The 22,517-nt window shown below is 54.9% G+C and carries 21 protein-coding genes; 14 read left to right on the forward strand and 7 right to left on the reverse strand.

The genetic code is table 11. The features are described from left to right. Positions 1-121 precede the first annotated feature (121 nt). From htpX to ACJJJA_RS18950, 3 genes are all read left to right on the forward strand, one after another. Positions 122-1,006, forward strand: coding sequence for a protease HtpX (gene htpX / locus ACJJJA_RS18940; RefSeq protein ID WP_252083156.1), 885 nt, complete (start codon positions 122-124; stop codon positions 1,004-1,006). 124 nt (positions 1,007-1,130) lie between these two features. Then, positions 1,131-2,186 carry a S1C family serine protease gene (locus ACJJJA_RS18945; protein WP_444903050.1) on the forward strand — a complete coding sequence of 352 codons (1,056 nt, stop codon included), beginning with the start codon at positions 1,131-1,133 and terminating at the stop codon, positions 2,184-2,186. Positions 2,187-2,283: 97 nt separating this feature from the next. Then, complete coding sequence (locus tag ACJJJA_RS18950) at positions 2,284-2,628, forward strand: Rieske (2Fe-2S) protein (protein ID WP_252083158.1); 345 nt, start codon at positions 2,284-2,286, stop codon at positions 2,626-2,628. A 49-nt stretch (positions 2,629-2,677) separates the two neighbouring features. Here the strand turns inward: ACJJJA_RS18950 and sfsA are convergent, their stop codons facing one another. Further along, positions 2,678-3,376 (reverse strand): DNA/RNA nuclease SfsA, encoded by a 699-nt coding sequence (sfsA, locus tag ACJJJA_RS18955; RefSeq protein WP_444883909.1) that lies wholly within the window; start codon positions 3,374-3,376, stop codon positions 2,678-2,680. A gap of 254 nt (positions 3,377-3,630) precedes the next feature. Between sfsA and dksA the strand changes: the two genes are divergently transcribed. The 11 genes from dksA to ACJJJA_RS19010 all read left to right on the forward strand — a co-directional run bounded on the left by dksA (position 3,631) and on the right by ACJJJA_RS19010 (position 16,427). Then, positions 3,631-4,068 (forward strand): RNA polymerase-binding protein DksA, encoded by a 438-nt coding sequence (dksA, locus tag ACJJJA_RS18960; protein WP_152454721.1) that lies wholly within the window; start codon positions 3,631-3,633, stop codon positions 4,066-4,068. 30 nt (positions 4,069-4,098) lie between these two features. After that, the gene (gene gluQRS, locus ACJJJA_RS18965; protein WP_444903051.1) at positions 4,099-5,019 is read left to right on the forward strand and encodes a tRNA glutamyl-Q(34) synthetase GluQRS; all 921 of its coding nucleotides are present in this window, start codon (positions 4,099-4,101) and stop codon (positions 5,017-5,019) included. Between the two features lie 86 nt (positions 5,020-5,105). Beyond that, on the forward strand, positions 5,106-5,282 hold the full coding sequence (locus tag ACJJJA_RS18970) for a hypothetical protein (protein ID WP_252083161.1): 177 nt from the start codon (positions 5,106-5,108) through the stop codon (positions 5,280-5,282). Continuing rightward, positions 5,272-8,232 (forward strand): ATP-binding protein, encoded by a 2,961-nt coding sequence (locus ACJJJA_RS18975; RefSeq protein WP_444903052.1) that lies wholly within the window; start codon positions 5,272-5,274, stop codon positions 8,230-8,232. Before ACJJJA_RS18970 ends, ACJJJA_RS18975 begins: the two co-directional genes overlap by 11 nt. 127 nt (positions 8,233-8,359) lie before the next feature. Further along, positions 8,360-9,751: a sigma-54-dependent transcriptional regulator gene (locus tag ACJJJA_RS18980; RefSeq protein WP_252083163.1), complete on the forward strand. Its 1,392-nt coding sequence runs from the start codon at positions 8,360-8,362 to the stop codon at positions 9,749-9,751. 856 nt (positions 9,752-10,607) lie between these two features. Next, positions 10,608-11,987: a polynucleotide adenylyltransferase PcnB gene (pcnB, locus tag ACJJJA_RS18985; protein WP_252083164.1), complete on the forward strand. Its 1,380-nt coding sequence runs from the start codon at positions 10,608-10,610 to the stop codon at positions 11,985-11,987. Next, on the forward strand, positions 11,987-12,463 hold the full coding sequence (folK, locus tag ACJJJA_RS18990; RefSeq protein WP_444903053.1) for a 2-amino-4-hydroxy-6-hydroxymethyldihydropteridine diphosphokinase: 477 nt from the start codon (positions 11,987-11,989) through the stop codon (positions 12,461-12,463). Before pcnB ends, folK begins: the two co-directional genes overlap by 1 nt. Positions 12,464-12,571: 108 nt before the next feature. Continuing rightward, entirely contained in the window at positions 12,572-13,258 is a 687-nt protein-coding gene (locus ACJJJA_RS18995) for a deoxynucleoside kinase (RefSeq protein ID WP_252083166.1), read from the forward strand. Positions 13,259-13,263: 5 nt separating this feature from the next. Further along, entirely contained in the window at positions 13,264-14,076 is an 813-nt protein-coding gene (gene panB / locus ACJJJA_RS19000; RefSeq protein ID WP_444903054.1) for a 3-methyl-2-oxobutanoate hydroxymethyltransferase, read from the forward strand. A gap of 89 nt (positions 14,077-14,165) precedes the next feature. After that, the gene (locus ACJJJA_RS19005; protein WP_444903055.1) at positions 14,166-14,957 is read left to right on the forward strand and encodes an acyl-CoA thioesterase; all 792 of its coding nucleotides are present in this window, start codon (positions 14,166-14,168) and stop codon (positions 14,955-14,957) included. 432 nt (positions 14,958-15,389) lie between these two features. Next, positions 15,390-16,427, forward strand: a complete 1,038-nt coding sequence (locus ACJJJA_RS19010; protein WP_444903056.1) for an endonuclease/exonuclease/phosphatase family protein — start codon at positions 15,390-15,392, stop codon at positions 16,425-16,427. Between the two features lie 39 nt (positions 16,428-16,466). Here ACJJJA_RS19010 and ACJJJA_RS19015 read toward each other — a convergent pair whose 3' ends face one another. The 6 genes from ACJJJA_RS19015 to truB all read right to left on the reverse strand — a co-directional run bounded on the left by ACJJJA_RS19015 (position 16,467) and on the right by truB (position 22,515). Then, positions 16,467-17,435, reverse strand: coding sequence for a zinc transporter ZntB (locus ACJJJA_RS19015; protein ID WP_444903057.1), 969 nt, complete (start codon positions 17,433-17,435; stop codon positions 16,467-16,469). 142 nt (positions 17,436-17,577) lie between these two features. Further along, a complete protein-coding gene (locus ACJJJA_RS19020; RefSeq protein ID WP_444903058.1) occupies positions 17,578-17,991 on the reverse strand; it encodes a GFA family protein in 414 nt (137 codons plus the stop codon). Further along, positions 17,984-18,634, reverse strand: a complete 651-nt coding sequence (locus ACJJJA_RS19025) for a hypothetical protein (RefSeq protein WP_444903059.1) — start codon at positions 18,632-18,634, stop codon at positions 17,984-17,986. Before ACJJJA_RS19025 ends, ACJJJA_RS19020 begins: the two co-directional genes overlap by 8 nt. Before the next feature lie 138 nt (positions 18,635-18,772). Beyond that, a complete protein-coding gene (gene pnp / locus ACJJJA_RS19030; RefSeq protein ID WP_444903060.1) occupies positions 18,773-20,896 on the reverse strand; it encodes a polyribonucleotide nucleotidyltransferase in 2,124 nt (707 codons plus the stop codon). A gap of 263 nt (positions 20,897-21,159) precedes the next feature. Further along, positions 21,160-21,429: a 30S ribosomal protein S15 gene (gene rpsO, locus ACJJJA_RS19035; RefSeq protein WP_252083174.1), complete on the reverse strand. Its 270-nt coding sequence runs from the start codon at positions 21,427-21,429 to the stop codon at positions 21,160-21,162. A gap of 144 nt (positions 21,430-21,573) precedes the next feature. Continuing rightward, on the reverse strand, positions 21,574-22,515 hold the full coding sequence (gene truB / locus ACJJJA_RS19040) for a tRNA pseudouridine(55) synthase TruB (protein WP_252083175.1): 942 nt from the start codon (positions 22,513-22,515) through the stop codon (positions 21,574-21,576). Positions 22,516-22,517: the final 2 nt, after the last annotated feature.

Consider the following 22,517-nt stretch of genomic DNA (forward strand, 5'->3'; position numbering starts at 1 on the left):
GTTCGCACAGGCCCTTAATGCCTTACCCCATGCTACGGCTACGCAATAACTCGAGCTTTTGTCACACAAACCACCACAACCTATCTAAACTTGTCTAAGGGCAAAGAGACGGAGAGAGCCGATGTTGCGCATTGGGCTATTCCTGCTGACCAACCTTGCGGTATTAGTTCTGGTTGGCATCATCTTCAATATTTTTGGCATCGGGGGCATCCTTCAGGCCAACGGGGTCGACCTGAATCTGGGGGCACTGTTACTCCTCTGCGCTCTTTTTGGGTTTGGTGGTTCGTTTATATCCCTGTTTCTCTCCAAGACCATCGCCCGCATGAGTACCCGCACCCAGATTATCACCGAGCCGCGCAGCGCCGATGAGCAATGGCTGGTGGAGACTGTGCGGGAGCTTTCGCGCAAAGCCAATATCGGTATGCCGGATGTGGGTATTTTTCCCATGCCCCAGGCCAACGCCTTTGCCACCGGCTGGAATCGCAACAATGCCCTGGTCTCTGTAAGCGCCGGATTACTGCAGCGCTTTAGCCGCGAAGAGGCCCGTGCGGTGATCGGCCATGAGATCGGTCACGTGGCCAACGGCGATATGGTAACTCTGGCGTTGATTCAGGGAGTGGTGAATACCTTTGTGATGTTCTTCGCACGGCTGGTCGGTTTCTTTGTCGACCGGGTGATACTGCGCAATGAGCAAGGCCTTGGCATCGGCTATTACGTTACCTCTATCGTGATGGATATAATTTTTGGCTTCCTCGCCATGTTTATCATCGCTTGGTTCAGCCGCCGTCGGGAGTATCGCGCAGACCACGCCGGCGCCACCCTCGCCAGTCCCAATTCAATGATCGCCGCACTGCAACGGCTCAAAGTGGAATCTGAACGGGGTCACGAGGAACCGCTGCCAGGCAATATGAAAGCCTTCGGTATTTTCGGTAATATGGGCGCACTATTAGCCACCCATCCACCCTTGGATGATCGTATCCTGGCCCTGCAAAACTTCCGTAAGTAATACCCAGATTGCTGTTGGCATGTTTTAGGGGCGGGTTTTAATTCATTGCCGCGCCCCCATCTTCACTCCCTCACAACGAGCAAAGTAAACTTTTCATTAAAGTGCTAAAGCGAAGACAGCGACCATGACACCGCTTAAAACTCTGCCCATTACTCTGTCGATCCTTTTATTCATTCTCAGTGCTCCCCTGTACGCAGAGGTACAGGAGTTCGCCACAGATGATGAACGCAACACCATGCAGGTGTTTAATTTTGCCAGCCCCTCTGTGGTGTATGTCACCAATGAAACCCTGGTTCGCGATCGCAGAACCCTGCGCCTGCACGCAGTACCCAAAGGCGCCGGCAGTGGATTTATCTGGGATGAACAGGGTCACGTTGTGACCAATTTCCATGTCATCGAGGGCGCGCGTAAAGTCACAATCACCCTGCAGGACCGCAGTGAGTGGCCCGCCACTGTAGTGGGTTCCGCTCCAGAAAAAGATCTGGCGGTGTTGAAAATCGAGGCTCCGAAAAAATTACTTAAACCACTGGTTGCCGGTACTTCCAGTGAACTCTCTGTGGGCCGAAAAGTACTCGCCATCGGCAACCCCTTTGGCCTCGATACCACCCTAACCACCGGGGTGGTCAGCGCGTTGGGGCGTGAAATCGAGGCCGCCAACAACCGCACCATTCGCAATGTGATTCAAACCGATGCCGCCATTAATCCCGGCAACTCTGGCGGTCCCCTGCTCGATTCCCTCGGCCGTCTGATCGGGGTAAATACCGCCATCTATAGCCCCAGCGGTGCCAGTGTGGGCATCGGTTTTGCTATTCCTGTGGATACTGTAAAGAAAATAGTGCCGCAACTGATTAACTACGGCCGCCTGGTGCGACCGATTCTCGGCATTGAATCCGCACCGGATCAGTGGAGCAGCCGCTACGGTTTTGAAGGTGTGGCGGTGCTGCGCACAGCCCCTGGTATGCCGGCGGAAAAAGCCGGGTTGCAAGGCATTTATCGCACACGCCAAGGGGGCTGGCAGCTCGGAGACGTTATCGTGGAAGTCGAGCAGCAACCCGTCCGCAGCTACGACGACCTGCTCAACGCACTGGAGAAGTACCGCGCCGGCGACCAGATCACTTTGGGGATAATGCGCAACGGGACAATCCGCTACACCTCGATTACACTCGCGGCGCCCCAATAACTCGGGGCAGAATCTGGCGCAGCTTCTCCAAATCAACCTATCTGGAGAGAAGGCGCCACAATAACGAATAAATAATTGCGCCTAAGGCCGACCAGTTATGCAGAAATACTTCCTGTGCCGTTACGAGGAATTAGCGGAAGGGCAATCCAAGGGCTTCTCCCTCGGTGACACCGCCGCCGGCACCGACAATGTGTTTGCGGTAATGAAAGGGGGCGAGGTTTTCGCCTATAAAAACACCTGCCCCCATCGCGGCATCAATCTCGACTGGCAGGAAGACCAGTTCCTCGATCCCGATGGCGCACTGATCCAATGCGCCTCCCATGGGGCGCTGTTCACCATTGAAACCGGCGAGTGTATTGCCGGGCCCTGCACCGGCGATTCACTGACTCCCATACCCGTCGAATACGCCCAAGACGGCCTCTACGCCCTGCTGCCTGAATAAGATTTTACTGGCTGGGTGGCCCCCACCCGACCAGTTACTCTAAATTCCCTCAGCGAAACGGCAGAGCTTCGCCTAAAACGATTTCATCGGCGCTCATCCGCGCCCGGTAAGCGAGCACCTGCACACCGGCTGAGACAGCACTGTCGAGAGCTTTAGCATAAGCCGGGTCGATTTCTCGCGCTGCCTCTACGCTATCTATGCCACTGTGCTGTACACAGTAAAAAAGCACTGCACGCACACCACTCTCAGCCAATTTCTGTAACTCACGCAGGTGCTTAGCACCGCGAGCACTCACCGCATCGGGAAAATAACCCCGCGCACCATCCGCCAGGGTGACATTCTTAACCTCCACATAGCAGTCGCCAGCATCGCCAGACAACAGAAAATCGATGCGGCTGTTTTCTTCACCATAACGCACTTCCCGACGCAGGGATTCATACCCTTGCAACTCACTAACCACACCGGAATTTATTGCCTCTTCCACCAGGGCATTCGCGCGCCCAGTATTAACGCCGGCCAGAGATCCATCCGGTGTTGTACAAATTTCCAGCGTGTGGCGGTACTTGCGCTTGGGATTGCCCGAGTCCGAATACCAGCAGGCGCCGCCTTCGATCCAGCAATTTTTCATAGAACCGGTATTTGGGCAGTGGATGGTAAATTTCTCGCCATCAGCCGTCTCCACATCAGCGAGGAAACGTTTGTAGCGACGCAAAAGGGTGGCCTTTTGTAACTCAGGGGAAAACTTCACTGGCTGGCACTCTTGTACATTTCAGCGCCACAAAATAGCAGACAACTATTTGTGGCGCGAATCGCGCAGATTTGATAGCTTCCTCGCTCTCGGTCGCCGGGGTACCGGCAATCGGGGCAAGGATTAGCCTGCCACCGCAACTGATTTGATAGGTGAAAAAAGCATCACCCAAAAAGATTCCGGTCTAGGCTAGATTGAATTTGGTGGTATCGCCCCCATTATCGGGGGCCCGTAAAGAAAGAGAGGCAACGACTATGCCCAAAACTGCTGCGAGCACCGATTCTCTGCACGGCTTTGAGCCCTACAAGGAGACTAAGGGCGAAGAGTACATGAATGAGAAGCAGCAGGAGCATTTCCGCAACTTGCTGTTGGCCTGGAAGGCCGAACTGATGGCGGAAGTGGACCGCACCGTTTCCCACATGAAAGACGAGGCTGCAAACTTTCCCGATCCCGCTGATCGTGCGAGCCAGGAAGAGGAGTTCAGCCTTGAACTTCGCACCCGCGATCGCGAGCGCAAGCTGATTAAGAAAATCGACGCCACCCTGGAACTGATCGACCAGGATGATTACGGTTTCTGTGAAGCTTGCGGGGTCGATATTGGTATTCGCCGTCTTGAAGCGCGCCCCACCGCAACCCTGTGTGTGGACTGCAAAACCCTGGCGGAAATCAAAGAAAAACAGCTTTCCGGCTGATTTTTCCCCATCGTATTGCGGCGATCACCCTTGATCGCCCAGCTCGGCAGGGCGGTCGACGGGACCGCCCCTATCACTTTGAATAGTAAAACGCCCTATTTCGGTCGCTTCGCGCCTTCGCCGAGCGGTCCTCTGCATTTCGGCTCGCTAGTGTGCGCACTCGGCAGCTATCTGGACGCCCTTGCGCATGGTGGGCACTGGCTCGTGCGTATGGAAGATCTCGACCCCCCGCGTGAGGAGCCCGGCGCAGCCACTCGAATACTGAAATCCCTGGAATCCCATGGGCTACACTGGCACGGCCCTGTGGTGTGGCAAAGTAAGCGCCATGCCCAGTACGAGGCAGTTCTGTCACAGTTACGCCAACGCGGACTCCTATATCCATGTTATTGCTCACGCAGCCAGATCCGTCAAAATGGTGGGCACGACAATCAAGCTTGCCGGATAAAAGACGGGGGCACAGGTACCTGCGCCCTGCGCCTGTCCTGTGCCGGAGGTGAGGAGCACTTCGAAGATATCTGGCGCGGGCCCCAATCCCAGCCAGTGCGCGAAGACACCATTCTCAAGCGCCGCGATGGCCTCTACGCCTATCAGCTGGCGGTAGTGGTCGATGATATTGCCCAGGGCATTACTCATATCGTGCGCGGAACGGACCTGCTCGACACCACTGCTGCACAAATTCGCCTGTTTCACCTGCTCGATAACAGAGCACCGATCTTCGGCCACCTGCCGCTGGTCATGGGACCCGGGGGGGCGCAAAAACTCAGCAAACAAAACCACGCACCAGCTATCGACGACAACCGAGCCGCCAGCAATCTCTGCTCCGCACTGGATTTTCTCGGCTTTCATGTCGCGGATGGGCTGGAGGGCGAGGCGCCAGAACATATTCTCAAGTGGGCTGCTGCACGCTGGCAGCGTCATCAGATCGATAAACGCGACCGACAATTGCACTGATCGTTGGAGGCAATTAACATTTTTGCGCCAGCCGACAGGCTCGCCATTTAACTTTTCACCCTCCACGCGGATTTACATAACAACCTATGAGCAACCGCACCCTGCTAATCCTGCTCGTGCTGGTGGGCTATGTGTTCTCCCCCACCATATTTACCTGGATGATCAACCCCGTTGGCGCCTGGTACCGGCCCTTTATCCTCTGGTTCGTTTTGATCCTGCTGGCAATTTTTATCCAGTGGAGGCGCAACTCAAATGAGCTTTGAGATCGCCCATATTGCCCTGATCGGGGTTGCCTACATCGCTACCTTGTTCTTTGTCGCTTTCGCCACTTCCAAGGGCTGGCTGCCCGCACGCTGGGTGCGCCATCCACTGGTGTACGTACTCTCGCTGGGGGTCTCTCTATCCGCCTGGACGTTCTATGGCATTGTCGACCTCGCCTGGCAATACGGCTACGGGGTGCTTGCCTACTACCTGGGCACCGGTGCCATGTTCTTATTTGCGCCAGTGGCACTGGAGCCCCTGGCGCGCCTGGCCCAACGCTACCAGCTCTACTCCCCCGCAGATCTACTGGTTTTCCGCTACCACAGCCGCCAGGTGGGCACCCTGGCCACCCTGTTTATGCTATTGGCGCTGCTACCACTGGTCGCCCTACAGATCCAGGCGGTGTCGGAAACCTTGGCACTGTTGTCACGAGACAGCGTCGCTGCCCTCGGCCTACCCGACAGTGGTGTTTCCAGTAAAAACCTGATCGCCTTTTTCTACTGTGTGCTGTTGGCAGTCTTCACCAGTATGTACGGCGCCACCCGCGAGCGCGGTGAGGGCCTCGCCAGTGCCATGGCACTGGAATCCCTGGTTAAACTGGTGGCACTGACCGCGGTCGGTGGTTATGCCGTTTACGGTGTGTTCGGCGGTTTCTCGGGGCTCGACCAGTGGCTGCTGGAAAACAATGATATGCAGCAGCTGCTCTACACCCCCATTGAACAGGGCTCCTCGCATACGCTGCTGTTAGTCTTTATCGCTACCGCCGTGGCCATGCCACATATCTTTTACCTCAGCATCGCCGAGCGCCCCACCGGTCAGGCCCTGCGCACCGCCAGCTGGGGTTTTCCGCTTTTCCTGTTGCTAATGGCGCTGCCGATCTTTCCGATTATGTGGGCGGGCTTCGCCCTGGATGTGGCTGAACCGGTACAGTACTTCTCGCTGGCGGTGCCGCGTGCCAGTGGCTCAGCGTTGCTCACAACACTGGCCTTTATCGGCGGGCTCTCCGCCGCAACCGGCGCACTGATTATGATCACCCTGGCATTATCTACCATGGTCATGAATCACTGGCTGCTACCGGGCACTCGCTGGGACTCCGAAGACAATATGTACCGCCAGTTGGTGTGGCTGCGTCGCGCTTTAATCGCTGCATTGTTTATTGCGGGTTTTGCTTTTTATCTGCTGCTGGACAATCGCCTAACCCTGTCGGATTTAGCCCTGCTGGCCTTTATCGGTTCCCTTCAATTCCTACCGGGTATCTTCGCTGTTATTCACTGGCCGCGAGGCAATCGACGCGGACTGATTGGCGGACTTCTGGCGGGGATGTTGATCTGGGGTTGCGGCCTGTTGCTGCCATCGGTGTTCGAACTAACCGGTATTACCCTACCGGGTACTTCTCTGCAGATACCCCTGGGCATGTCCATCTGGACCCAGGTCACTACCCTGTCTCTCGGTGTCAACATACTCCTATTCGTCAGCCTCTCACTGTTCACGTCAACGAGCAGCCTGGAGCAATATGCCGCCGACCTATGCAGTGACGACACCATCGCCCAGGCCCTGCGCCTGGGGCTCGATGTGCAGTCCGCAGCGGACTTTCGCCTGCGCCTGGCGGAGAGCCTAGGGGCGGCCACCGCCAACACCGAAGTGAAGCGCGCCCTCAATCAGCTCAACCTGCCCGATAACGAGCGTCGCCCCTACGCCCTGCGCCAGCTGCGCAATCGTATTGAATCCAACCTGTCCGGACTGCTCGGACGGGTACTGGCCGGCCAGATTATCGATCGCCACTTTCCCTTCCAGAACAGCGATCAACCGGCCAACAAGGATATCCACTTGATTGAGACACGCCTGGGGCGTTACAAGCACCAGCTGACCGGGCTGGCCGCAGAGCTAAACAATTTGCGGCTGTACCACCGGCAAATGCTGGAGGAGCTGCCCATGGCCGCCTGCTCCCTGGGGCGCGACGGCGAGATACTGTTGTGGAATTACGCCATGCAGGATCTCACCGGGATTGCCGCCGTTGAGGTAATTGGCTCCAAGCTGGAATATCTGGCAGAGCCCTGGCGGAGTCTGCTAGCGGAGTTTGCCGAATCCAGCGATGCCAGCCGCTTCAAGCAGCAAGTCAGTCTCGGCGGCAACAGCCACTGGCTCAACCTGCACAAAACCCGGCAGAAACGCAGCCGCAGCGGGCGGGCCCGCAACCAGCGAGGCGATGGGCAGATGCTACTGCTCGAGGACATCACCGAGACCCAGACTCTGGAGCAGGAGCTGATTCACAGCGAGCGCCTGGCCTCGGTAGGACGCCTCGCCGCCGGTGTCGCCCACGAGGTGGGCAACCCAGTGACCGGCATCGCCTGCCTGGCACAGAACCTCCAGTTCGATTGCGACAACCCGGAAGTGCTGGAAACCGCCGACCAAATCCTCAGCCAGACCCAGCGCATCAGCCGCATCGTACACTCACTGGTGAATTTCTCTCACAGTGGCAGCCAAGAGAGCGAGCGGGCTCCGGTAGACCTCTACGCCTGTGTGCAGGAAGCGGTGCACCTGCTATCCCTGCAACGGGATAAAACCGAGGTGCGCTTCGAAAATGCAGTCCCAGCAGATCTGATCGCCCCCGGGGATAACCAGCGTCTGATCCAGGTATTTATCAACCTGCTCAGCAATGCCCGCGACGCCAGCCCGGATGGCGGGCTCATCCGCATTGAAGGTCGAGAAGCCAAAGGTTGTGCCTGTGTGTCAGTCACCGACGACGGCCCCGGTATCTCTGCCCAACACCGCGAGCGTATTCTGGAACCCTTCTTCACGACCAAGGAACCCGGAGAAGGTACAGGCCTGGGCTTGGCCATGGTGTACAGCATTGTTGAGGAGCACGGAGGGCAGCTAGAACTGGAGAGCCCAGCCAATCCGGAGACCGGCCGCGGCGCCAGATTTACTGTACAGCTGCCCTTGGCAGGCTAAGACTCCAGCCGGCAAACCGGCCAGGAACTGGGCAAAAATAACCCGGTTATCCGTTTTTGAGTTGCATCGAAACGGCGGCCGGGTAAAACTAGGCGTTTATTGAGCATTTTGTAACCAGGCGTAACATATGAGCCACATCCTGATCGTCGAAGATGAAGCCATTATTCGAACGGCGCTGCGCAAACTGTTAGAGCGGCACCGATATAAGGTCAGTGAGGCGGGCTCAGTTAGGGAGGCCCTTAGTAAGCACCGGGTCAATGAAGTTGACCTGGTTATCTCAGACCTGCGCCTACCCGGTGCACCGGGCACCGACTTGCTCAAACATGCCGGTGAAGTACCGGTATTGATCATGACCAGTTACGCCAGCCTGCGCTCCGCTGTGGACTCCATGCGCATGGGCGCCGCGGACTATATCGCCAAGCCATTCGACCACGACGAGATGCTCGCCACCGTGCGCCGCGTCATCGGCAAGGCCGAACAAAGTCGCGCCCAAGCGCCTTTGGATAAAAGTAACCCAGGCACTATCGCCGGAATGATCGGCGACAGCATGGCTATGCGCGAACTCTACAGGCGCATTCACAAAGTGGCCCCCACAGACGCCACCGTACTGGTGCATGGAGAAACCGGCACCGGTAAAGAGCTGGTGGCCAAAGCTATCCATGAAGAGAGCCGCCGCGCTGGCAAGCCGTTGATCTCCGTCAACTGTGCCGCCATTCCCGAAACATTGATCGAATCGGAGCTGTTTGGTTACGAAAAAGGCGCTTTTACCGGCGCCCAGAGTGCCCGCGAGGGACTGGTTGCCGCCGCTGATGGCGGCACCCTGTTTCTCGATGAAATCGGTGAACTCCCGCTAGAGGCTCAAGCACGGCTATTGCGAGTGATACAAGAGGGTGAGGTGCGCCCAATTGGCTCTATCGAGTCGCACAAAGTGGATGTGCGCCTAGTTACCGCCACCCACCGTAACCTGCGTCAACTTGCCGCTGAACGCAAGTTCCGCGAAGACCTTTACTACCGCATCAACGTGGTGCAGATGACTCTGGCACCGCTGCGCGAGCGCGGCCGCGATGTCCTTGCACTGGCAGAGCACCTTCTCGAAAAGTTCTGCACCAAAATTGAGCGCCCACTGCTGCGCCTCTCTCCCGAGGCAGTTCAGGCAGTCACCACGTACACTTGGCCTGGTAACGTTCGCGAACTGGAGAACGCCATACAACGCGCGGTCATCCTCACCGACCGTGACAGCCGGGAAATCGACCACAAAACCCTAGATATAGACTTGGACCTGGTCCCCGTGGAGGAGGCCATCGGCGAGCCTCGCCCGCGCAGCCTGCATACTGATCCCCGCGAGGATCTCTCGCTGGAGGACTACTTCGCTCGCTTCGTAATCGAGCACCAGGACACCATGAGCGAGACCGAGCTGGCGAAAAAGCTGGGGGTCAGCCGCAAGTGCCTGTGGGAGCGCCGCCAAAAACTGGGCATTCCCCGCAAGAAAACCCGCCGCAGCGCGGTTGCCGAAGCCTGATCAACTTTCTTGGGGGCTGAGCCCCCTCCCTCACCTACGCCACACTTCCTTAACAAGTAGCCCCTTAAACTTCTCTTCAACAGGCTTTAGCCGCGTCCATGACCGCTGTCCCACTTTGTTACATCACCGGTAACAGAGGGAAGTGTTACCCAAGACCTACCTCAAGTAACAGTTGCCGCACCTTACGTAACGCAATGCCACCCAGAAAAGTTCCATCAATTTTCGTAAAGATTATAAGCTGTTGATTTATAAGGGTTTTTAAAAGTTGGCACACTAAATGCTTTACTCTTAGTACAAAAATTAAAAACGGCCAACAATAAAAATAAATGACCGTTAAAAGCCCTATAACTACTCAAAATAAGTGGGCGAAACACAATAAAAATAATGGGGCGGCCGATAACAAAAGCAATGAGTGGCCAAAACCGCAAGAACAACAATAAACAATAACAATAATTTCGAAAGAAGAATAAAAATAACAACAAGCGCGTTGCAAACTGACTGATTTATACCTGGGAGAGGGTGTTTGCTTGATAGCAAATTAAGAGCGCAAGGAAGCCGCTGCCTTCATACCTGTAATAATAATTCCCAAACTTTTCCCCAACTTTCCGGCACCCGCAGATTGCGGGCGCATTGCTTTGCGTGTGTTAGAATCGCGCCAGCGAGTCCTCCACACTGACAGCAGATGCCATTGCCGCCCCCTGTTTTGGACTTCGCCCCCTGGGCCCGCCCAGGTACAGAGGCCCCAGTAGTGCAACAACATGCCCCAACTTCGTTGGGGAGGAAAGTGCAGGTGTAATGCCTGTCGCCACCGGAGATGTGGCCTCAGCACCAACAGGGCATTTTCGGTCACCAACAGATGGCAGCAGTCAAGACAGACAGCCGTATGCTCAATAATTTGATTAGTAGTATCAAACGCTGGCGCAAGCCGGCCAAGAAAGGCCCCAGGGTTATCGCCCGCAACGACCACAATATATCCCGCCGGGATATCAGCCGCGCAGCCCTAACGGTCATGAAACGCCTACAGGAAGCAGGTTACCAAGCGTACATTGTCGGGGGGGGCGTGCGGGATCTAATGCTCGGCGGCCACCCCAAAGACTTCGATGTTGCCACTGACGCTACACCAGAACAGGCTAAAGTACTGTTTCGCGGCGCACGCATTGTCGGTCGGCGCTTTCGAATCCTGCACGCTCGTATTGGCCGCGAGGTTATTGAGGTCACCACTTTTCGGGGCCACCACAGCGATGGCGAGACGCACGAAGCAAAACAATCCGAACACGGTATGTTGCTGCGCGACAACGTCTACGGCGACCTGGAAAGCGATGCCATGCGCCGCGACTTTACAGTCAATGCTCTCTATTACACCACCGATGGCTTCGCTGTTCACGACTACACCGGGGGTGTTGAGGACATTAATAATCGCCTGATCCGCATGATCGGGGCTCCCGCTACCCGCTATAAAGAAGACCCTGTGCGGATGCTGCGTGCGGTGCGCTTCGCAGCCAAACTGGATTTTGCCATCGAACCCGCTACCGAGGCCCCGCTAAAAGAGCTGGCTCCTCTACTGCGCAATATCGCCCCCGCGCGCTTGTTTGACGAGATCCTCAAACTGCTGATGAGCGGCCAGGGCGAGCGCACTTTCGAACTATTGCGCCGCTATCATCTGTGGCAGCACCTGTTCCCAGATAATGCAGCCCAAATTGAAAAGAACCCCGCAGCACTGGAGCTGACAAAGCGCGCCCTTCGTAATACCGACCAGCGCATCCAGGCTGATATGCGCGTGACCCCCGCCTTCCTATACGCTGCCCTGTTGTGGCCGGCTGTGGACGAGGAGCAGAAAAAGCTCATCGAGAAAGGGATTCCACCGGCGCCGGCACTGGCCCAGGCGGCTCAAAAAATTACCAGTAACCAACTGGCCCACACCGCTATTCCCAAGCGCTTTTCTATCCCCATGCGCGAGATATGGGATCTCCAGCATCGCCTGCCACAACGCGGCGGCAGTCGCGCCCAGCGCCAGCTGGAGCACCCCCGCTTCCGCGCCGCTTACGACTTCCTGCTATTGCGCGAAGAGTGTGGAGAAATTGAACCCGGTCTGGGTAACTGGTGGACCGACTTTCAGCAAGCCGATGATGAACAACGCCAGCAAATGGTGCGCAAACTCCAGCGCAGCGGCGGCAACAATCGACGTGGCCGCAATTCCCGTGGCGGACGCCGACGCAAGCCAAAGGCTGCCGAATAATGGAAAGGGTTTTTATCGGGCTCGGCAGTAATCTGTCTGAGCCACAGAAGCAGCTGCGCAGTGCCCTGGCGGCTATGGAGGAAATCCCCGACTGCCGCCTGCTGCGCTGCTCCAGCTTTTATCACAGTGCGCCCATAGGCCCTGGCGAGCAGCCAGATTATGTCAACGCCGTGGCTGAGCTGGAGTGCGCACTAACGCCCATTGAGTTACTCGACCAGCTGCAAACGATTGAGCAGGCTCACGGGCGCGAGCGCTCGGTGCGCTGGGGAGCGCGAACCCTCGATTTGGATGTACTTTTGTTTGGCGAACAGCAATTAGACGAGACGCGTCTGCAGGTACCGCACCCGCGTATGGCTGAGCGCAATTTTGTACTGCAGCCACTCGCTGAGCTCGATCCACAATTGCAACTGCCATCGGGGGAGCTATTGCAACAGTTGCTGCAGGATTGCCCACAAAACCGCCTGGAGAAATTCTAAACAGCCTCAAATACAGCGCTAAAAGTACTCGACTGGCCGCCCCGCTTGATAGTATTTTGGCGCCTGTAACCCATCAGGGAAGACGCCCCAACCAGAGGAGTCGAGCACGTGGTTATCGACAACAGCGAAACCAGTTCGTGTGAGTTTGGCCAGCCGGAGAGAACGCCACCGAAATTTATTGCCGTTGAGGGTAATATCGGAGTGGGCAAAACTACCCTCGCCAAAAAACTGGCCTGTACCTTCAATTACGACACTCTGTTGGAGCTACCCGAGGAAAACCCCTTTCTCGAACGCTTCTATCGCGACCCCAAAAACGCCGCACTACCCACCCAGTTACATTTTTTGCTGCAACGCTCTCAACAGATTCAGGCCCTGCGCCAGGATGATTTGTTTGAACCCGTGCGGGTGGCAGACTTTCTTATCGAGAAAGACCAACTGTTTGCCCAAGTCACGCTGGACGCGGATGAACTCGCGCTCTACCAACAGGTATTTCAGCACCTCACACTAGAGGCCCCCAAGCCCGACTTGGTTATTTATTTACAGGCCCCACTGGAAGTCCTACAGGCTCGTATCCGCAATCGAGGCGTCCCAGCTGAACGCGTTATCAGCACCGAATATCTGGCCACACTCAACGACGCCTACACGCAATTTTTCCACTTTTACGACAGCTCACCGCTGTTGATTGTCAACAGTGAGGAAATCGATATCGTCGATAGCCCCGAGGATTACCAACAACTGGTGGAGTATATGCTCACCGTCACCAAGGGCCGTCATTACTACAACCCGGGAAGTTAACCGCTATGTATGCACCTTCAGAATTAGAAAAGCTCGTTACCGTGCAAACCCTGCGCAAAATGAAAGCGAACGGCGAGAAATTTATTACCGTCGCCCTCTACGATGCGCCCATGGCGGCCATGGCGCAGAAAACCGGAGTGGAAACCGTGCTGGTAGGCGACTCCCTCGGTATGACCGTACTGGGCTACGACAGCACAGTGCCGGTCACCATGGAACAGATGATCTACCACGTGGAAGCAGTGGCAAGGGGCAATAAAAAATCCCTGATCATGGGTGATATGCCATTTATGACATATGCCACACCGGAGCAAGCGCTCACAAATGCCACCCGTATCATGCAGGCTGGCGCCCATATGGTGAAGATTGAGGGTGGCGCCTGGCTTGCCGACACAGTCAAAATGCTGACAGACCGCGGTATCCCTGTTTGTGCTCACCTGGGGCTCACTCCTCAGTCCGTTCACAAGCTGGGCGGCTATAGGGTTCAGGGGCGCGACGAAAAACACGCCGAACAAATGTTGGAAGATGCGACCCTCCTAGATCAGGCTGGCGCCGATCTGCTCGTGCTCGAATGCGTGCCCAGCGCCCTGGCCAAACGCATCACAGAATCAGTTTCCATGCCCACAATCGGCATCGGCGCTGGGCGCGATACCGATGCCCAAGTCCTGGTTATCAACGATATCCTCGGCCTTACCGAACAGCCGCCGAAATTTTCCAAGAACTTTTTAGTGGAGGCCGGCGATATCCCCGGTGCCCTGCGCAAGTATGCAGGGGACGTTAAACTCGGCGTATTCCCAGAAGACAGCCACACTTTCAATTAAGTTTCTACGGGGCCACTTAACGACAGTGCGGTGGCCCAGACACCTCCTCCCGTGGACTGCACAAAGCCCGCTCTACCAGCGGTAACACTATGACTTTTGATGAACTTCTCCTTGATTGGCGCGATAAAGATGGCGCCAATGTGGTACCGACAGGCTGGAGCCAGGGCCGCGCCACTTTTGGCGGCCTGGTTGCTGCCATGCTCTATGAGAAAATGGCAGCGGAGGTGATTGCAGAAAGCAGTTTACGCTCACTCACCTTCTCCTTCGTCAGCCCGGTTAACGCGGATGCGGTAAAAGTCGAAGCACAGCTACTGCGTGCAGGCCGCTCCGTCACCCAGGTGCAGGGCCAATTACAGCAAAATAACGCAACTGTGCTCGCTGGACTTGCCAGTTTTGGCAGCGGCAGGGAATCTTCCGTTAAAGTCGACACCCCTTCTGCTCCTGAGTTTGCCAGCCCGGATAAATGTATCGCCCTACCTTATATCGAGGGTGTGGTGCCAGAATTCACTCAGAAATATGACTATCGCATCGCTCGTGGCCAACTCCCCTTCAGCGGCACCACGGAGCGGCAACTGGGTGGTTGGGTGCGTTTCAAAGACGGCAGCGAATCTACTATAGGTATTAGCCATCTACTCACACTCATCGACGCCTGGCCACCAGCTACTCTACCCATGCTAAAAGTTCCAGCACCGGCCAGCTCGCTCACCTGGACGCTGGAGCTGATGGAACCGCTACCACAACGCAGCGCGTCGGATTGGTGGCAATATTTGGCAGAGGTGGAGCAGGCTGAAGATGGCTATGCGGTGATCCAGGCGCGCCTTTGGGATAACGCGGGCAGACTCGTTGCTTTATCCCGGCAAATGGTGACTATTTTTGCTTAAGCAAACTCACTACTGACTTCCCTTCTTTTAGGCGCGCCATATAGAAACCACACCCAATACCACGCAGGGCCATATTCTAATAAAGTTAAAGAGAGTGCTCTGCGACTAAGTTCTTTACTTAATTACCAACCAGAAAATACTGACGCAGAAAAACCTGTGAGCAATCGTGTAGCTGGCGCCGCTTTATTGTCAGGATAATCTCAACTGACCGACCTGTTAGTGTCTAACTTTTCTGACGCTGAGTATTTTCCTGGCAAAGCGTACAAATTAACGTCAATTAAAGTAAAAAATAAAATAAAAAAAACCTTCCTTACTCCAATTTGTAATCTACGCTATCCATTATCCCACCCTCGAAAAATCAAAGACCGAGACAAAAAGGCCTCGCCTTTTTAATTTCAGTCCACCGGCGATAAGAACCATGGAGAATAAAAAATGATAAGAAAAATCTGTATATCCCTTGCTCTACTGATCAGCTACCCCGCTAGCGCAGCAGATTTTGAAGATGTATGGGATGCGATCACCTCATGCAACTGGTTCGAATTTATCGATGATGTGGATGACACGGGCTCAAAAGATCTGGATGGCTACGAGTATGGTGACACCAGCTTCGAAGATGCCAACTCAGGCAACTTTGACATGATGGTGTATAACATGGATGGATTTTTACAATGTATTGGTGGCAACAGTAAGTCAGATTTCAAACAAATTATCCGCACTTTTAATGACGACCCCAAGGATCTCTGGTTAATGCAGGAGGTGTGGAGTAAAACCAAAGCCAACTACCTGGATGACGATGACAAACTGAGCAACGATACGGTTCCCTATCGTTCAAAACACTGGAAAGGTGGCGGCACCTCTTTTGGTAACGGCTTGCTGACTTTTTCCAAATTCCCCTTTGACCGGGACAATCGCGACGATAACGATTATTCCTTTGCCACTTATGAAGAGGAAACTTTTGATAAATGCTCAGGCAACGATTGTGATACCGAGAAAGGTTTCACCGTGGCCAACGTTGAAGTGACGGAGAACTATCATGTGCATATTTATAACACCCACATGGATGCGGGCCATCAAGATGCCGACCTAAACGCAAAGGCAAAGCAACTTGATCAAATCGCCGATATGATTGTCTCCCACTCAAATAATGCCACTGTTATTTTGGCAGGGGACTTCAATATGGCATTCGATGAAAATGATGATGGCTGGCGCGGCGTTAACTACCAAACCTGGAAGGCCTTTTTCGAAAAAACCGGCGGTAAGCACGCCTGCCAATATATGCTCTCTGGCAATGACACCAGCTTGGAAGCTTGCTCCGATGAGCTACAAAATGACACAGACCATGTAGTAATCATCAACAATAATCCCAACTACACGCTAGAAGTCACTGATTATTTTATCGGTTCTGCAACCTATTCTGGGTTAAGCGACCACGACCCAGTTTTTGTAGATTTTTCCTGGGTTAAAAACTAATTTCAAAAAGGCTTCTTCTACTGCATTACTGAAGGAGCCTTACAACCATTTCTTCCAGAAGAAAAATGCAATTTGTCCGGCAAGGGCAACGCCCAATAGAATACAGAATGTCACAAAACCCTCTTGAGACTGTGCCCAGGGCAAGCCCCCAACATTGATACCAAACAGCCCGGTCAAAAAACTTAATGGTAGAAATACTGCTGCCACCACCGACAGCATGTACATACGGCTATTCAGCTGCTCGGAGTTGTAACTCAATAACTCCTCCTGAGTGACGGAAGCGCGCTCGCGCACCACATCAATATCCTCAATATGCCTCTGCAAGCGATCACTGACCTCGCGCATATGCAGTAAATTCGCCTCGTGGAACCAGGGCATTTCCGCAGCCATAATCCCAGACAGTGCTTCTCGTTGCGGGGATAAATAACGCCGTAGAGTAATAGCCTGCTTGCGAAGGTGCGCCAGTTCTGAACGCAACTCACCACCAGATTCATCCAGAGCCAAGCTCTCTAGCTCATCAATTTTTTCCTCGAGCTGATCCACGGTATCACTCATTCGCCGCACCAGTAAATCCACCAGGGAGACAATAAAGTTAGAGGGACCGCTGGGACCACGACCAGCGCGCAGGCGCCCGAGCAAATCCTCTATCGATAATAAGCGGCGCTTGCGGGTACTGATAATACGGTTTTCTTCTATCCACAGGCGGATCGAAACCATATCTTCAGGCTGTGAGGCCGGATTTAGATTCACACCGCGCAAAGCGATTAACAAGCTATCGCCTATCGGCGTGGTACGGGGACGCGACTCCTCTGTCAGGAGAGCCTCTACCACCAGACGATCCAAACCACTTTCTGTGCGCAACCACTGGGCTGCTGTCTCATCGGTGTAATCCATGTGTAACCACAGCACTCCCTGCCCGGGTTGCCAGTCTGCTACCTCTGCCCAGCTCAGCTCCCTGCCGCCACCGCGATGATCAAGTAGATAGGCGTGAATCAACCCAGATTGCATTTTCCCTCTCCTGCACCGGTCTAATTCCAATACCAAAAACCCGGTTGCTAAATAACCCCAAAAAAGCCGACACGAATACCAAGCCTGAAGTATTTCCTTCTTGCTCAAGACCCAATTTTTATTTGGCCGAAAAACCGAGTGACTATTTCTCTGCTGCACTCAAGTGCGCTAATCCCGCAGCATTCTGTTCCCAGTTTTGCCCATCAAATGGCTCGACTTCTAATTCCTGCGGCACAATATCGAGACAACGCGCATTGAGGCTGTAACCATCGGGATTGGAGCGCGGTATGTAAAAAGGTTTTACACCGCAATGACGGCAAAAATAGTGTTTTGCCACACCCGTATTAAAAGTGTAACAAGTGAGAGCTTCCTCTCCCCGCTCCAGCTGGAAGTTTGCCGCAGGTACGATCAGATGTAAGTAACCCACCTTTTCGCACATAGAGCAATTACAGGCGTGCGCCACCAGCGGCTCTCCATTTTGGCGACGATGTATCGCACGAAAGCGCACAGCATCACAGTGGCAACCGCCCTGCAGTGGCAAGGTAACTTCACTCATTATTAGATTGATCCAGATTAAATAATGGACGTGCCCACAATAGGGATAAAATTGAGAGGGCAAGAAGTAGGTGGAACCAATTAGTACGGGCAAGGCCCAACAGTCGTGAAGCTCCGGTGCCAATAAAGAGCCCATTGAACACTACTAACAGTGCACCCGCGCCAATTAACAGGGCTTGGTTGCGCTTGAGCCGGCGCGGCGCTATCAGCTCCAATAATGCTACCAATAACCACAGTACCAGCCCCACAGTAGAAAAGAGGTCGATCACTGTAAGGGCTGACATGCTGGTACTTTGCGCGAGACCAATTGCCCCAGCCAATATCAAAACCATTACCAGATAAGCCGGCGCGCGAGTATCTCGGCCCCAAGATATTTCCAGACGTGCCCAGGCAAGACCTATGCCGATCAACAGGAAGGAGGCAAAACCGGAGATCTGCGCAAGTGCCCGATGCAGCTCTGTCACTCCAGGATCAATGCCATAGCGATAAGCGCCCACCAGGGCGGCCAGGGCCATAATCATCAGGGCGGCCACGATTATCAGAGCTGCCGATTGAAAGCGCGCGCGGGTGAGATACCAATACTGGTTGGCAACCAGCAGGCTAGCGAGACCAAGGAGTGCATCGAGAAGCCAGTAGTTGTGCAAAATTTTCCCCTTTTTCGACAAATTCTAACCGAAAAATCCCTGGGGCAAGTGCCTTTATTCCGTGTGAAGCCACTTTGAACAGCTACAAAAAACCCGGCACTGGGCCGGGTTTTTTCAGGCTTCATCAGCTCGAGAGGTTTACGCCTCTTCGGAACCCTGTTTCGCCTCTTCGGAAGCGGCTTGGTCAGCCTTGGCTTCCTTGATGGACAGCTTGATACGTCCGCGCTGGTCAACGTCGAGTACCTTAACCTTAATCTTCTCACCTTCACTCAGGTAATCGGTTACGGCATTTACGCGCTCTTCAGCGATCTGGGAGATATGCACCAGACCGTCTTTGCCCGGCAGGAAGTTAACGAACGCACCGAAGTCTACGATACGCACTACGGTACCTTCGTAGATAGCGCCAATCTCAGCTTCCGCAGTGATCTCCTCGATGCGGGTTACCGCCGCTTCCAGGCTCTCACCGTCATCACCGAAGACTTTGATAGTGCCGTCATCTTCGATATCGATGGAGGCGCCGGTCTCTTCAGTGATGGAGCGGATAGTCGCACCACCCTTACCGATCACGTCGCGGATCTTGTCTGGATGGATTTTCAGGGTCGCGTAGCGCGGTGCGTTCTCATTCACGGTGGTGCGGGAAGAGTCGATCACCTTGTTCATTTCCGCGAGGATGTGCAGACGTGCGTGCAGGGCCTGCTCCAGAGCGGTTTCCATGATCTCTTCGGTAATACCTTCGATCTTGATGTCCATCTGCAGCGCGGTTACACCAGAAGCTGTACCCGCTACTTTAAAGTCCATATCGCCGAGGTGGTCTTCGTCACCGAGGATATCGGTCAGAACCGCATAGCCTTCGTCTTCCTTCACCAGGCCCATAGCGATACCGGCTACCGGTGCCTTCAGTGGAACACCCGCATCCATCAGCGCCAGGCTGGAACCACAGACGGAAGCCATGGAGCTGGAACCGTTGGATTCAGTGATCTCGGAAACCACACGTACGGTGTAGGGGAAGCTGTCCGGGCTCGGCAGAACCGCAGCGATACCGCGACGAGCGAGGCGGCCGTGACCGATTTCGCGACGACCGGTAGCACCGACACGACCCGCTTCACCTACAGAGTAGGGAGGGAAGTTGTAGTGCAGCATAAAGTAGTCTTTGCGCTCACCTTCCAGGGCGTCGATGATCTGTGCATCGCCAGTGGAACCGAGGGTAGCCACTACCAGAGCCTGGGTCTCACCACGGGTGAACAACGCGGAACCGTGGGACTTGGGCAGAGCGCCAACTTCCACTGCGATCGAGCGTACAGTTTTGCTGTCGCGACCGTCGATACGGGGCTCGCCGCGCACTACAGCGCCGCGCACCAGTTTCTTCTCCAGCTTGCCGAAGTAGCTTTTTACCAAATCGGCGCTAATTTCTTCAGTAGCCAGGGCTTCAGCGGCTTCGTTGCGCAGTTCCGCCAGGCGGGTGCTGCGCTCTTGCTTGTTGGTGATGCGGTAGGCTTCGGCAACCTTCTCGCCGAACTGACCTTCCAGGGCAGTTTTCAGCTCGGTATTTTCTGCAGGTGCCTGCCAGTCCCATTGGGGCTTGCCCGCTTCCGCTTTCAGTTCTTCACAAACCTTGATGATGGCCTGCATCTCTTGGTGTGCATACAGCACAGCACCGAGCATGATGTCTTCCGGCAGCTCTTGCGCTTCAGATTCCACCATCAACACAGCGTCTTTGGTACCGGCAACGACCATGTCCAGCTCGGAGGTCTTCAGAGCTTCATAACCCGGGTTTAACAGGTAACCGTCTTGCTGGGTGTAACCCACGCGTGCAGCGCCTATGGGGCCTGCGAAAGGAATACCGGAAACAGACAGTGCTGCGGAAGTGCCGATCATGGCAGCGATATCCGGATCCATGTCCTTCTCAGCGGAGAGAACGGTACACATCACCTGAACTTCGTTCATAAAGCCATTCGGGAACAGCGGGCGGATCGGGCGATCGATCAGACGGGAAGTCAGGGTTTCTTTTTCAGACGGACGGCCTTCACGCTTGAAGAAACCACCGGGAATTTTGCCAGCCGCGTAGGCTTTTTCTTGATAATGCACGGACAACGGGAAGAAGCCCTGATCTGGCTTGGCTTCTTTAGCGCCGACAACAGTACACAGGACGACGGTCTCACCCATGCTAACCAGGGCAGCACCGGTTGCCTGGCGCGCGATGCGGCCGGTCTCGATGGTGACTTGGTGTTGTCCGTATTGGAAAGTTTTGCTTACTGGATTCACTAGTTTTTTCCTATTTCCTTACGGTTACTGGCCCATTCCAGTAACCCCTACATAGTTGCCCGGGAGAGAGTTCCGAAAGCCTCACCCGAGGCGGCACGGGGATGTGCCACCACCGACCTGGGGTGGCCGGTGCAAACACTACACATCCAGCTCGGGTTGTTTTCCGCTGGCCTGTGCAGTGCGACTTCTGAAAAATGACAGTAAGGCCACTTTTCAGCAAGCATTAAAAAAGAATGCCCGCCAGAGGCGGGCATTCCAGGGTCTTAGCGACGCAGGCCGAGCTTGGCGATCAGCTGTGCGTAACGATTCAGATCCTTGCGCTTCAGGTAGTCCAGCAGCTTACGGCGCTGGTTTACCATGCGGATCAGACCACGACGAGAGTGGTGATCCTGCTTGTGCGCAGAGAAGTGACCCTGCAGTTTGTTGATGTTAGCGGTCAGCAGGGCTACCTGGACTTCCGGAGAACCGGTATCGCCTTCAGATTGGCCGTGCTCTTTCAGGATGGCTGCTTTTTCAACTGCAGACAGTGCCATAACGAATTACCTCGTCGTAATATGCTTTAAAAGATTCGGCTGGCCCGTGCATATTTACAGACCAGCTAATCGTGAATGCGGCTGCGCCGCGCGGGCACCTTGCGGGTTACCGAATGTTGGCTTTCACCAAAAAGCAGCTTCCATTCAGGTGCCACTTACCAGACGTCGTGGTGCCACGCACCCTTCGTCGGTAATTTCTCCTACGCCCAGAAAATCACCGTTTTCCAGGAAGAGGCGCACCATATCACCTTCTGTACCGATACGGTAGACCTGCAAATCCATTACCGGTTGCCCCTGACGCACATAGTAACCAGAGTCGTCCGGCAGGACGAGTTTGGGCAGTGAAGACGCTGGAGAATCCATCGGCAACAAGTGGTGATCAAGCACTTCTGCCTTATCTTCACCGCGTTCTTCTGTAAGCTCATCCAGGGTCACTGCGTCGGCTTCATCGAAGGGGCCGGCAGCACTGCGGTGCAGTACTTCCACATAGGCGCCTACACCCAGAGCTTGACCCAGGTCCTCGGCAATACTGCGAATATAGGTTCCCTTGGAGCAGTGCACCTCAACTTCCGCACGAGGCTGTGCGCCCGGCGTAAAGCTCAGCAGTTCAAACTCAAAAATTTCCACTTCACGCGCTTCGCGTTCCACTTCCAAGCCCTGGCGCGCCAGCTTATATAGAGGCTGCCCCTTGTGCTTAAGGGCGGAATACATGGAGGGCACCTGTTTGATGCTGCCGCGAAAGGCTTCCATGGCCTTGAGCACTGCTTTTTCGGTCAAACCGGAAGCATCTTTGGTTTCCAGTACATCACCATCGGCATCGCCACTGGCAGTGGTCATACCGAAGACAAAGGTGCTGCGGTAACGCTTGTCAGCATCGAGCAGGTACTGGGAAAACTTGGTGGCTTCGCCAAGACAGATCGGCAGCACACCGGTTGCCAGTGGATCTAAGGCCCCGGTATGACCGGCGCGATTGGCAAAAAAGAGTCGTTTGGCTTTCTGCAGGGCGTCATTGGCGGTAATACCGGCGGGCTTGTTTAATAACAGCACGCCGTGAACCGGCCGGCCCCATTTTGGTCTGCGGCCCATGG

It is taken from the genome of Microbulbifer mixtoriginis (SeqCode), from assembly GCF_052466865.1.

Bases quoted from the DNA above. Each gene is read 5' to 3' on its own strand.
- ACJJJA_RS18950 (WP_252083158.1), top strand. From the start codon at position 2,284: ATGCAGAAATACTTCCTGTGCCGTTACGAGGAATTAGCGGAAGGGCAA.
- ACJJJA_RS19015 (WP_444903057.1), bottom strand. From the start codon at position 17,435: ATGCAATCTGGGTTGATTCACGCCTATCTACTTGATCATCGCGGTGGC.
- rpsO (WP_252083174.1), bottom strand. From the start codon at position 21,429: ATGGCACTGTCTGCAGTTGAAAAAGCAGCCATCCTGAAAGAGCACGGC.
- truB (WP_252083175.1), bottom strand. From the start codon at position 22,515: ATGGGCCGCAGACCAAAATGGGGCCGGCCGGTTCACGGCGTGCTGTTA.
- ACJJJA_RS19010 (WP_444903056.1), top strand. From the start codon at position 15,390: ATGATAAGAAAAATCTGTATATCCCTTGCTCTACTGATCAGCTACCCC.
- ACJJJA_RS19020 (WP_444903058.1), bottom strand. From the start codon at position 17,991: ATGAGTGAAGTTACCTTGCCACTGCAGGGCGGTTGCCACTGTGATGCT.
- panB (WP_444903054.1), top strand. From the start codon at position 13,264: ATGTATGCACCTTCAGAATTAGAAAAGCTCGTTACCGTGCAAACCCTG.
- ACJJJA_RS19005 (WP_444903055.1), top strand. From the start codon at position 14,166: ATGACTTTTGATGAACTTCTCCTTGATTGGCGCGATAAAGATGGCGCC.
- htpX (WP_252083156.1), top strand. From the start codon at position 122: ATGTTGCGCATTGGGCTATTCCTGCTGACCAACCTTGCGGTATTAGTT.
- ACJJJA_RS18945 (WP_444903050.1), top strand. From the start codon at position 1,131: ATGACACCGCTTAAAACTCTGCCCATTACTCTGTCGATCCTTTTATTC.
- folK (WP_444903053.1), top strand. From the start codon at position 11,987: ATGGAAAGGGTTTTTATCGGGCTCGGCAGTAATCTGTCTGAGCCACAG.
- dksA (WP_152454721.1), top strand. From the start codon at position 3,631: ATGCCCAAAACTGCTGCGAGCACCGATTCTCTGCACGGCTTTGAGCCC.
- ACJJJA_RS18975 (WP_444903052.1), top strand. From the start codon at position 5,272: ATGAGCTTTGAGATCGCCCATATTGCCCTGATCGGGGTTGCCTACATC.
- pcnB (WP_252083164.1), top strand. From the start codon at position 10,608: ATGGCAGCAGTCAAGACAGACAGCCGTATGCTCAATAATTTGATTAGT.
- ACJJJA_RS18980 (WP_252083163.1), top strand. From the start codon at position 8,360: ATGAGCCACATCCTGATCGTCGAAGATGAAGCCATTATTCGAACGGCG.
- ACJJJA_RS18970 (WP_252083161.1), top strand. From the start codon at position 5,106: ATGAGCAACCGCACCCTGCTAATCCTGCTCGTGCTGGTGGGCTATGTG.